This is a genomic window from Nocardia caishijiensis NBRC 108228, assembly GCF_001612825.1.
Classification (GTDB): Bacteria; Actinomycetota; Actinomycetes; order Mycobacteriales; family Mycobacteriaceae; genus Nocardia; species Nocardia caishijiensis.
In genome coordinates this window covers 20,377-31,293 of the sequence record NZ_BDBE01000012.1, presented here as the reverse complement: position 1 = coordinate 31,293, position 10,917 = coordinate 20,377, and the positions used below count along the sequence as shown (strand labels likewise).

The window sequence follows — 10,917 nt, the reverse complement described above, 5'->3', positions numbered from 1 at the left end:
TGACACCGTGGGTCCAGTGGTGTCAGTGAGCTGTCAGGGCGCTATCAGCGCGGCTTCCGATAGTGGTTCTCGTAACGGCGAGGGCTAGTGGAAGGTGGACGGTGATGACCGCTCAGGGAACGACTCGAAACGGTGTGTGGAGCGGCATGGTTGCCGTGGAGGACACAGCGTTGGCGGTGACCGATACCGGTGGGGACGGGGTGCCGGTGGTCTATTTGAACGGGCAGTTCGCTACGCAGGGTTATTGGAAGAAGACCATCGCGGAATTGGGTGGTGGGTTCCGGCACATCACGTTCGACGAGCGGGGGCGGGGGCGTAAGTCGGGGACTTCGGCGGATTACTCGTTCGAGGCCGCGGTGCGGGATGTGGATGCGGTGCTCGCGGCCAGGGGTGTGGAGCGGGCCGTGGTGGTCGGGTGGTCCTACGGGGCGGTGGTCGGAGCGCATTGGGCGCGGCGGAATCCGGAGCGGACCATCGGGGCGGTGTTGGTGGACGGCGCTTTTCCGTACGACTGGCTCGACGACGCCATGGAGAAGCGGATTCGGACGTTGTTCAGGCGGTTGAACCTGGTGATGCCGTTGCTGCGGCCGACAGGGCTGACGCCGCGGTTGTCGGCGGCCGAGCAGGCGGAGAGCAATATCGAGCTCGGGAAGCTGTCGCGGGAGAGTGAGCTGGGTCCAGTGCTTGACGCGATCACGGTTCCGGTGCGGTACGTGGTCGCTTCGGGAACCTCGTTCGGCAGCAAGCAGGACGAGCAGGAGAAGATCCGGAAGGGGTTGGATTCGGCGATCGCCCGCAACGAGAACATCCGGCTCGGAGCGAAGGTGGCGAGCAATCACGGTGCGATTCTGCGGAAGGATTTCCGGGCGATCGCGGATTCGGTGCGGGAACTCGCACAGTGACGCGGCGTCGGCCGGGAAGCTACGCGCTTCCCGGCCGGGCCGGTCAGGAGTTGATGCGCTCGGTGGCGTCGGAATCGTCGTCGGGCGAAGGCTTGCGGCGCATCCGCTTGACCACTTCGACGACGATGGGCAGCACGGAGACGGCGACGATCAGCAGGAAGATGAGGTCGACGTTGTCACGGACGAACGCGATCTGGCCGAGGAGGAATCCCAGGTAGGTGACGCCAGCGCCCCACGCGACACCGCCGACCACGTTGTAGACGAGGAACGTCCGGTACCGCATCCCGGACGCACCGGCGACGACGGGAGCGAAGGTCCGCACGATCGGGACGAAGCGGGCGAGGACGATGGTGATCGGCCCGTGCTTTTCGAAGAACGCATGCGACTCGTCGATGTAGCGCTTCTTGAAGAACCGGGCGTCGTTGCTCTTGAACAACGCGGTGCCGCCGCGCGCACCGATCACATACCCGACCTGGTCACCGAGGATCGCGGCGACGGGGATCAGCACGAGCAGCAGCCAGATCGGCGCGAACGGCTCGATCTCGGTCGACTTCGACGCCGCGATCAACCCGGCGGTGAACAGGAGTGAATCGCCGGGCAGCAGCGGGAACAGCAACCCGGACTCGATGAACACCACCAGCAGCAGCCCGGCGAGCATCCAGGTGCCGAAGGAGTTGAGCAGATTCACCGGGTCGAGGAAGCCGGGGAGCAGCGCGAGATTCGCGGTGTCGGCCGTGAGATGCGATGTCATGTGGTTGGCGCCTACCTGGGGGTCAACGGGGGTCGGTTCACGTCGCAATTGTTCCATTCGGACGCTAGCACCCGGCCCGTGCCATCGCCTCTTCGGCGATAGCGAGCCGACATGACCACGGAATCAGGGGCATTCGGCTCCGTACGCCGCAGTAACGATCTTGCAGGTGAGGGCGACATGGTTCGTGACATGCGGCCCGTCGGGGGGCCTGCCCACCTGTAGGTCGTTCGAACGGGATCAACATATGAATCTGCGTGCGTTTCTCGCGAAACATCGCATCGCTTCTGCTGTTGCCGCGCCTGCGGCGTTGGGGGTCGCGGCCATCGTCGCCGCGTCGTTCGCGGTGACATCGAAGCCCGCCTCCCCCGAATACACCCTCACCACGTCGGTGACCGAGTGCCGCGAGATGGTGACCATCTCGGTGGCCGGGCGCAACGACACCCCGGTCGCGGGCACCACCGCCATGCTGCTCGACGCCGACGGCAACCCGCTGCCCGCGGCGTTGTCGGGCGATCACAGCAGCGTGTGGGTGGATCCGGTGGTGAACGCGCCACGTGACGATCTGGCCGAAGGACAGTACGCGGCGGTGTACATCGCCTATCCGGCGGACATGTCGACCTACGAGGACGCGGTGAACGCGGGTGTCGCCAACACCCAGCAGGTGATGCGCGAGATCTCGGCGGCCTGCCCGGACACCAAGTTCTCCATCGTCGGCTACAGCGAGGGTGCCGACGTAGTTCGCCGCGTCGCCGAGGGCATCGGCAACGACGACCCAGCGGACGGCTACGGAGTGGTCGACCCCGACGACGTGCTCGGCGTGGTGATGTTCGCCGATGCCGGTCGCGGTGCGGGCGATGGCCCGTTCATCGGCGCCGAGGACCCGTTCGCCAACCCGGACGGTTTCGACCAGAAGTACCAGGACGGCACGAAGCCGATCTCCGGCAAGGGCGTCACCACGGGCGGCGACTTCGGCGCACTCAACGGCAAGATCGCCTCGTTCTGCTCCGAGGGCGACCTGACGTGTGCCGCGCCGGAGAACATTTCGCTGCTGCAATTGGCCGCCAATGTGGGCAGGCAGATCAATGTCGACGATCTGCAGCGCGACGGTCTCACCCCGGCGACGGGCCAGGACATGGCGTTCACCCTCGGTCGGATCGCGATGGCCGCCTTCTCCGATATCGCCGCCAACCCGAATTGGATGGCCAGCGACGAGACCTTCCTCGATGTGCTGCTGAAGGTGTCGGACCCGGATTACAAGCCGGGTGAGTCGAAGGCGCCCGCGAAGGCGGACACGATCGCGGCCGAGAAGGTCTCGCCACTGGCGTACCTGCCGCAGAAGGTGTTCAACGAGATCGTCGGGCTGATCGTGACGAACCAGAACACCATTCCGGTGGCGCTGAGCGATCCGTACCAGCTCACCCTCGGCCCGAACGGCACCGGTCACCACTTCGACTACTGGCGGGATTCCGATGCGGCCAACGGTAAGCCGTTGACCTCGGCGGAGTACGCGGCCGCCTGGCTGACGCACCTGGCCAAGCAGGCGCAGGCGGGCGAAACGGTCGACGCGAAGTCGGCACCGGAGGACGCCGATGTGACGGCCGCGCTCGCCGCGCCGACCAAGCCCGCGACCACGACCACCTCGGCGCCACCGAGCACCTCCAGGGCCGTCGCGTCGTCCTCGAGCACGTCGAAGGCACCGGCGACGAGTACGGCGAAGCCGACGACCACCGTCGCGCCGTCGACCACGACCGATGCCACGTCCACCACGACGGTCCCGCCGAGCACCACCGAGGAACCGGCGACCAACCAGGCCGCCGCCCCGGAGACCACCACCCCGGCGCCCGCGTCGAGCACCACGGTGGCCCCGACGACGGTCGCGCCGACGACCACTGTCGAGCCGACGGTGACCGCGACGAACTGATCGCCTACCGAAAATGCCCGGTGTGACCTCGTGTCGCACCGGGTTTTTCGTGTCCGCTCGGGCCGAGGACGCACCGACATCGAGGTCCGACGCGCCGATCATGATGACTGTGACGGGCCTCGGTGCAATGATCGGCGGGTGACTCAGTGGCTCCCCCTCCTCGGCTCGCTCCCCGTCGCCGGCGCAGTTCTGGTCGGCGTGTTCGCCAACAACCGAACCCACCGCGATGCGATCGCGGCCGCCGACGAGCGTGGCAGGCAGGCGCTCGACGCCGCGCAGCGCCATGTCGAGCTGTCGAACATGGTCGGTGACCAGCGCGATCACGAGTCGTGGCGGCGCGAAGCCGTGCTCGCCGGGGTCGCCTCGATTCTGGAGACCTCGGCGTCGGTGCGCGCCGATCTGGCCAGCTGCGGCGATTGGGAACTGCTCACCGTCGAGGAGATCGACAACGCGGGCGCGCAAATCCACAAGCTGATCTGGGGTGGCCCGAGCGGCATGCTCACCCGGTTGCGGGTGGTGGCGCATCGCCGCATCCCCAACAAATGTGAAGACCTGTTGCGCACGCTCACCGTCGCCCAGCACATCACCATGCAGCGCCTGAAGCTGCACATCGATGTGGAGGCGACGGTGGAGGAGCTCGAGGAGATGGCGTCGCTGTGGCAGAAGGCGATGCGTCATGCGGCCGAGCAGGAGCGGGCGCTGGTGGAGACCACGCGGATCGAGTTGGGGATCGAGATCGCCTCGAAAACAGCGGGGGCCGAGCCGGTTCCGGCACCTGCCCGCCCGGTCACCGAAACCGTCTCGGCGGCAGAGGAGTCCGAGGTGACCGCACCGGAGGAACCTCAGCCCGCCCCAACCCAGCAGCCGCAACCCGCCGACACCGCGCCCACGCAGGAGGCACCGCAGGTCCAGCAGGCGGCCGATACTCAGCCGTTCGCACAGGAACCGATCGAAGCCGCCGACCCACGCGAAGCCGAGACGATCAGAGCCTGACCGCCCGAGCGGAATTACTTGTAGGCGAACAGGTATGCCAACTTGCCCGGCTTCTCGTCGGTGAACGGCTTGGCCAGCTTGGCGAATTCCTTCTCGTCGAACGCGGGCAGCTTGCCCAGCTCGCCCGCCGTCTTGCCGTCGCTCACCACGGCATTCGGGTCGAGCGCGACCATCGCGGTGGCGATGTTGCGGATCAGCGTGAGGTAGGCGCCGTGGTCGGCGATGTTCGCGCCTTCGGGCCGCAGGGCGGGGTCGGTCTGCGCGCGCAGCCAACGGCCCCAGTAGAACTCCTGGAACGCCGGGCCACCGTCCTGCGTGTAGCCGATGTCGCGGGCGAAGTAGAGGGCGGCCCGGTAGGGGTCGTTGCCGAAGTGCGACAGGCCGAGCTCCGCGGGCAACTGCTGCGGGTTGATCGGTTGATCGGCCGCGTTGCGCAGCCAGGTCCAGCCGCGCTGCTGCATGGTCTGCCAGAACATGGCCGGGTTCTGGTCCGACAGGTTGCCGGTGATCCGCACCCGGATGCGCGTATCCGGACCCGCGCCAGGTGTTTCCGCGTACGCGCTGAACGAGTGATGACCGTCGGTGAGGTACAGGTCGCCGCGCGGTCCGACGACGGCGGTCTTCATCTTCGCGATAGTGGCCGGGGTTTCGGCGCCGACCGGGACCTTGCAGGTGAACGACGCCGGATCCGACAGCCGCGCACCGGGTGCGACCGATGCCGCTTCCTTCTGTCCGTTGTCCTCACACCAGTCGTCGAACTGCTTGTTGATCGCGTCCTTGCCGAGGGTGTAGCGACCGAGCTTGTAGAACACCTCGTCGTGACCGAGCGACGGCTGCGTCGGACGCAGGTCGGCGAGCGCGACCTCGACCAGCTGGTCGACCTTCGCGTCGCAGTAGTTCACCGGGTTGCTGTTGCCGGGTGCGCAGGGAAAATCGCCGGGCGCGGCCTGGGACAGCATGGTGGACGATCCGATCAGACCGGCCGTCACGGCGACCGTGGTCACCGTGCGGCGCAGAGTGGTGTGCATACGACGTGAACTCCTACAACAGCGAAACATCACCGCTTCCGAGCGGGAGCGGCCCGCTGTGTCTAATCAGCGCGGACGTCCGGCAGGGCTCCAAAAACTGAACATCCGGCGAACACCATGGGGTTCACCATGGTTGACGGCGTTCGGCTGACGTGGTCCCGAGCACCGGGTAGCGTGGATATACGGCACGCAGGGGTGCCGAATCCGACAGCGTGGTCGAACATCTGAAGTCTTTGCACATCACCACTGCCGTCAGGGGGCGATCTCGCATGGATCTCATAGCGCCGTTGGACGCGCTGTTCCTGCTCGCGGAATCTCGTGAACACCCGATGCACGTCGGGTCGCTGCAATTGTTCGAACCGCCCGAGGACGCCGGGCCCGATTATCTTCGCGACTTCCGCGAAACTCTGTTGGCCGACAACACCGTTCGGCCCACTTTCAGCAAGCGACCCGCCACCTGGCTCGGTGCGCCACAGCTGGCGTGGACCCAGGACGACGAGGTCGACCTGGATTATCACGTGCGACGCAGCGCGCTGCCCGCTCCGGGCAGGCTCGATCAGCTGCTCGACCACACCTCGACGCTGCACAGCGCGCTGCTCGACCGGCATCACCCGATGTGGGAGATGCACTTCATCGAGGGTCTGGCCGACGGCCGCTTCGCGCTGTACTCGAAGATGCACCACGCGCTGATCGACGGTGTGTCCGCGCAGCGAATCATGCAGCGCACCCTCACCACCGACCCGTTCACGACCGAGGTCGTGGCCCCGTGGAACCTGCCGCGCAAGGAGCGCACACCTCGGCCCGCGCGGCCCGCGCCGGGATGGTTCTCGGCATTGTCGTCGGCCAGTTCCTCGGCGGCCGCGTTGCTGAAGGCCACCCGAACCGGGTTGCTCGAGCAGCAGCTCACCCTGCCGTTCGAAGCGCCGCGCACCCTGTTCAACGCGCCGATCGGTGGCGCCCGCAAGTGTGCGGTGCGCAGCTGGTCGCTCGAGCGGCTGAAGCAGGTGAAGAAGGCCACCGGGACCACGCTCAACGATGTGGTGCTCGCGATGTCGGCCGGTGCGCTGCGCGCGTATCTGGTCGAGCACAACGCATTACCGGACAAGCCGCTGATCGCGATGGTTCCGGTGTCGTTGCGCGACGAGGACGACACCGACACCCAGGGCGTGAAAGTGGCCGCGCTGCTGTGCAATCTCGGTACCGATATCGAGGACCCGGCGCAACGCCTTCGGGCGGTGAGTGATTCGATGCGGCGCAACAAGCGGGTGTATCAGGGTCTCGGTCCGTTGCAGACGCTCGCCGTGTCCGGCGCGGTGGTGAGTCCGATGGCGGCGATGCTGCTGCCGGGCTTCGCGTCGATGACCGCGCCGCCGTTCAACATCGTCATCTCCAATGTGCCCGGTCCGCGCGAATCGCTGTACTGGAACGGCGCGCGCCTGGACGCGGTGTTCCCGCTGTCCATCCCGATGGACAGCCAGGCCGTGAACATCACCCTCACCTCCCATGCCGACAATCTCGATTTCGGCCTGGTCGGTTGCCGCCGCACCCTCCCGGACCTGCACCGATTACTCGATCACCTGGAGGATTCCCTGTCGGCACTGGAGGACGCCACGCTCTAGAAATTGGGCATTCTCCACCAAACTAGAACGTGTTACAGTTCGGTATGCGTACCGAATTCTGCGAACAGCTCGGCATCGAATTCCCGATCTTCGCCTTCACTCACTGCCGCGATGTCGTGGCGGCGGTGAGCAACGCGGGCGGCCTCGGGGTGCTCGGCGCGGTCGGCTTCACCGCCGAACAGCTCGAGGTTGAGCTGGCTTGGCTCGATGAACACGTCAACGGCATCTACGGCGTCGACCTGGTGATCCCCTCGAAATACGAGGGCAAGGGCGTCGACGGGCTCACCCCCGAACAGCTGGAAAAGCAGTTGGCGCAGATGGTTCCGCAGGGCCACCGCGACTTCGCCCAGCAGATCCTGTCCGACCACCACGTGCCGCCACTGCCCGACGGCGAACACCACAACGAGCTGCTCGGCTGGACGGCGACCACGGCGGGCCCGCAGGTCGACGTGATCCTGAACCACCCCAAGGCCAAGCTCGTCGCCAACGCCCTCGGCACCCCGCCCGACGACGTGATCAAGCGCATCCAGGACTCGGGCCGGGTGATCGGCGCGCTCTGCGGTTCGGTGAAGCACGCGATGAACCACAAGGCGGCGGGCCTGGACTTCGTGGTGTGCCAGGGCACCGAGGGCGGCGGGCACTGTGGCGAGGTGTCCTCGCTGGTGCTGTGGCCGCAGGTGATCGAGGCGATCGGTGACACCCCGGTACTCGCGGCCGGTGGCATCGGCAACGGCGCGCAGGTCGCGGCGGCGCTGGCGATGGGCGCGGCGGGCGCGTGGACGGGCTCGCTGTGGCTCACCGTGGAGGAGGCCAATGTGCCGCCCGCGCAGATGGACACCTACCTCGAGGCCGACAGCCACTCCACCATCCGCTCGCGGTCGTGGACCGGCAAGCCGTGCCGCATGCTGCGCAACGACTGGACCGACGCCTGGGAATCGGCCGACACCCCCGACCCGCTGCCGATGCCGCTGCAGATGATGGTCGCGCTCGACGGCGTCAAGCGCGGACACCGCTACCCCGAGGCCGCCAAGGACGTGAACTTCAATCCGGTCGGTCAGGTGGTCGGCATGATGAACAAGGTGGAGCGCAGTGCCGATGTCATCGAGCGACTGGTGAACGAGTACGTCACCGCGTGTGATCGGCTCAGCACCCTCAACTCCTGAGCGTTGCCGATCGGTTGCCGCCGCCACACCACGTCACCGTCACTGCTCGCCTAGACTCGCGGTATCTCACCCAGGTGCACGGTGCCCAACGTTCGCGGACGGCGGTGACATGGCTTCCGAACACAGGATCAGCACGTGGGCGGCGGCGCGTAAGCGGGTCGCCGATGCCGTCGCGACCACCCGCGCGCAGTACCCGCGGCGTCCGGTGCCGGTGGCCGAACCACCGGTACCCGCCGACCTGCTGAATCTGCTGTGTCGGCTCGGTGTCGCGCTGGTCGGCTCGGGCGAGACGTCGCAGGGGGTGCAGGAGATCCTCGACCGGCTGTCGAAGCGGTACGCCACCGACAACATCCACTTCATGGTGCTGCCGACGGCGGTGTTCGTGCGTGTCCGCACCAAGGAGGGGTCCGCGGTCGACATGCTCGACGCGCGGGTCGGCACGCTGCCGCTCGACCAGATCGCCGGGCTCTACCGGCTCATCGACAAGATCGAGCAGGACGCGCCGCCGCCAGCACTGGCCTCCGACGAGCTCGACAAGATCCTCTCGGCGAAGCCGGGCAGCCCGCCGCTGGTGATCCTGCTCGGTCACACGGTGCTGACCGTCGGCATCGGCATGATGCTCAATCCCGGGGCGCGGGCACTGGTTGGGTACGTGGTGCTCGGACTGATCGTCGGGCTGCTCACCCAGCTCGCCGACCGGTTCCGGCTGTTGAAGTCGTCGCTGCCGGTGGTTGCGGCGGCAGTGGTGGCGATGCTGTCGTTCGGGTTCCCCGGAGCGCTCGCCGGTGGTCAACCACAGCAGTTGCTGATTCCGGCCGTGGCCACGCTGCTACCAGGGGCGATGCTCACCAACGGCACCATCGAGCTGTCGACCGGGTCGATGGTGGCCGGGGCCAGTCGGTTGGTCTACGGCATCAACATGCTGTTCCTGCTGGCGTTCGGGCTGTTCGTCGGTATCAGTCTGCTCGGGCAGTTGCAGACGGTTCCGGTGAGTTCTACCCAATTGGGGTGGTGGGCACCGCTGCTCGGGGTGCTGCTGATCGGGTACGGGCATTCGTGGCGGTCGAGCGCGCCGCAGAATTCGGTCGGCTGGCTGCTGCTCGTCCTCTACGTCACCTATCTGGCGCAGTTCGCGGGCAAGGCGCTGTCGGGCCCGCTGACCGGCACCTTTCTCGGCGGTCTCGTCGCCGTGCCCGCGGCCTACCTGATCCAGAACCGCAAGAACGCCCCGCCGACGCAGGTGGCGTTCCTGCCCGCGTTCTGGATGCTGGTGCCCGGCGGCATCAGCCTGACCGGTATCTCTGAACTGGTGTTGCGCACGCACGGCGGCGCCGCCAGCGGTGGCCTGGAGGTGATCGCCTCGGCGTTGCTGTCGGTGATGTCGATCGCGCTCGGCGTGATGGTCGGCTCGGGTCTGCGGGCCTCGTACCCGCCGCACGTCGGGCCGATCCTCGATTCGATCGTGCCGAAGGCACATCTGCCGTGGCATCACACGATCGACGCGCGGCACTCCGCGCGCACCCACCGCGACCACGACAGCTCAGGCTGATTCGGCCTCGGCCACGGGGGCGGTGATGCCGAGCAGATCGTCGAACCGGGCGATCACCTTCTCGTGGTACAGCGCGAAAAGGTCGGCGAACAGGGCCGATTGCGCGTCGGTCGGCGCGGATTCGGACTCCCACACCGCGAGCAGCGCCCGCCAGACGAGCACGTGCAGGTCGGCGGCCACGGCGAAGTAGGCGGTGACCGCCTCGGGTACTTCGGTGACCATGTCACCGATCGTGTTGAGCACCGCGCGCTGCATGCTCATGCCGAGCGCGCCGAGTACGTCGCGGAGCAGGGCGATCTCGGTGGCGAGGATGCGCGGGTAGTCGGGCACGGCATGCCTGGCCAGCGCCTCGAGTTCGTCGACGGTCGCGGCGAGTGCGCGGTGATCGAGCGTTTCGGGAGCGCCGGTGTAGGCCAGCAGCGCCTCGAGCACGATGCCGCGTTCCACCTCGACGATGTCGGCGAACATCTCCGCCGCGATCTCGGGTGCCGACAGCGAGAAGCGGAACAGGTGCCGGTAGGCGTCCATGCCGCCCTCGGAGCGCACGTCACGAATGGTGAAGCCCTTGCCCCGGCGCGCTTCGACGAAGCCGTAGGACTCGAGTCTGCCGAGGGTGAGCTGGGCAGTGGCCCGGTTCATCCCGAATTCGTCGGCGACCTGGCGCACCGAGGGCATCAGCGCGCCCGGCCGGTACTCGCCCGTGGCGACACGGCGGGCCAGCTCGTCGGCGACGTCGGCGACCACCGTCCGGGATCCCATCGCAGCAACACCTCTCGGTCATGATCCGGCTACGTCCCAGACAGCTTAGGCGCTGGACAGGATGCTTGGCACGGTCGGCAATCCTCGTGGTGATTCCCCGCCGAGGCCGATCAGCAAACCGATCCGACCGACCGGCATGTTCAGCGATCGATGAGCAATCAGGAATTCGGCCAGCGAGAATTCCCGATTCGCCCGCGCGCGGATCAGACAGCGCTGCGGCGCATCGTGATTG

Annotated in this window: 9 protein-coding genes; 6 read left to right on the top strand and 3 right to left on the bottom strand. The window is 67.1% G+C overall.

Annotation, left to right across the window (positions count from 1 at the left end):
* Positions 1–104: 104 nt before the first annotated feature.
* Positions 105–902 (top strand): alpha/beta fold hydrolase, encoded by a 798-nt coding sequence (locus tag NC7_RS02605; protein ID WP_067978556.1) that lies wholly within the window; start codon positions 105–107, stop codon positions 900–902.
* A 43-nt stretch (positions 903–945) separates the two neighbouring features.
* On the opposite strand, the gene NC7_RS02600 is transcribed toward NC7_RS02605, so the two are convergent.
* A complete protein-coding gene (locus NC7_RS02600; protein WP_067978239.1) occupies positions 946–1,653 on the bottom strand; it encodes a VTT domain-containing protein in 708 nt (235 codons plus the stop codon).
* A 244-nt stretch (positions 1,654–1,897) separates the two neighbouring features.
* Between NC7_RS02600 and NC7_RS02595 the strand changes: the two genes are divergently transcribed.
* Both NC7_RS02595 and NC7_RS02590 read left to right on the top strand, forming a co-directional pair.
* A complete protein-coding gene (locus tag NC7_RS02595) occupies positions 1,898–3,574 on the top strand; it encodes a cutinase family protein (protein WP_067978238.1) in 1,677 nt (558 codons plus the stop codon).
* Between the two features lie 138 nt (positions 3,575–3,712).
* Positions 3,713–4,567 (top strand): hypothetical protein, encoded by an 855-nt coding sequence (locus tag NC7_RS02590; protein WP_067978236.1) that lies wholly within the window; start codon positions 3,713–3,715, stop codon positions 4,565–4,567.
* 14 nt (positions 4,568–4,581) lie between these two features.
* Here NC7_RS02590 and NC7_RS02585 read toward each other — a convergent pair whose 3' ends face one another.
* A complete protein-coding gene (locus NC7_RS02585; protein ID WP_067978235.1) occupies positions 4,582–5,595 on the bottom strand; it encodes a ParB/Srx family N-terminal domain-containing protein in 1,014 nt (337 codons plus the stop codon).
* 269 nt (positions 5,596–5,864) lie between these two features.
* Between NC7_RS02585 and NC7_RS02580 the strand changes: the two genes are divergently transcribed.
* The 3 genes from NC7_RS02580 to NC7_RS02570 all read left to right on the top strand — a co-directional run bounded on the left by NC7_RS02580 (position 5,865) and on the right by NC7_RS02570 (position 9,926).
* Complete coding sequence (locus NC7_RS02580) at positions 5,865–7,214, top strand: WS/DGAT/MGAT family O-acyltransferase (RefSeq protein WP_067978233.1); 1,350 nt, start codon at positions 5,865–5,867, stop codon at positions 7,212–7,214.
* A 44-nt stretch (positions 7,215–7,258) separates the two neighbouring features.
* Positions 7,259–8,377, top strand: a complete 1,119-nt coding sequence (locus NC7_RS02575; protein WP_067978232.1) for an NAD(P)H-dependent flavin oxidoreductase — start codon at positions 7,259–7,261, stop codon at positions 8,375–8,377.
* Positions 8,378–8,486: 109 nt separating this feature from the next.
* On the top strand, positions 8,487–9,926 hold the full coding sequence (locus NC7_RS02570; protein WP_067978230.1) for a threonine/serine exporter family protein: 1,440 nt from the start codon (positions 8,487–8,489) through the stop codon (positions 9,924–9,926).
* Here NC7_RS02570 and NC7_RS02565 read toward each other — a convergent pair.
* A complete protein-coding gene (locus tag NC7_RS02565; protein WP_067978229.1) occupies positions 9,918–10,685 on the bottom strand; it encodes a GntR family transcriptional regulator in 768 nt (255 codons plus the stop codon). The genes NC7_RS02570 and NC7_RS02565 overlap by 9 nt on opposite strands.
* Positions 10,686–10,917: the final 232 nt, after the last annotated feature.

Coding starts and splice junctions, on each gene's coding strand:
- NC7_RS02570 (WP_067978230.1), top strand. CDS start 8,487: ATGGCTTCCGAACACAGGATCAGCACGTGGGCGGCGGCGCGTAAGCGG.
- NC7_RS02600 (WP_067978239.1), bottom strand. CDS start 1,653: ATGACATCGCATCTCACGGCCGACACCGCGAATCTCGCGCTGCTCCCC.
- NC7_RS02585 (WP_067978235.1), bottom strand. CDS start 5,595: ATGCACACCACTCTGCGCCGCACGGTGACCACGGTCGCCGTGACGGCC.
- NC7_RS02565 (WP_067978229.1), bottom strand. CDS start 10,685: ATGGGATCCCGGACGGTGGTCGCCGACGTCGCCGACGAGCTGGCCCGC.
- NC7_RS02595 (WP_067978238.1), top strand. CDS start 1,898: ATGAATCTGCGTGCGTTTCTCGCGAAACATCGCATCGCTTCTGCTGTT.
- NC7_RS02575 (WP_067978232.1), top strand. CDS start 7,259: ATGCGTACCGAATTCTGCGAACAGCTCGGCATCGAATTCCCGATCTTC.
- NC7_RS02605 (WP_067978556.1), top strand. CDS start 105: ATGACCGCTCAGGGAACGACTCGAAACGGTGTGTGGAGCGGCATGGTT.
- NC7_RS02580 (WP_067978233.1), top strand. CDS start 5,865: ATGGATCTCATAGCGCCGTTGGACGCGCTGTTCCTGCTCGCGGAATCT.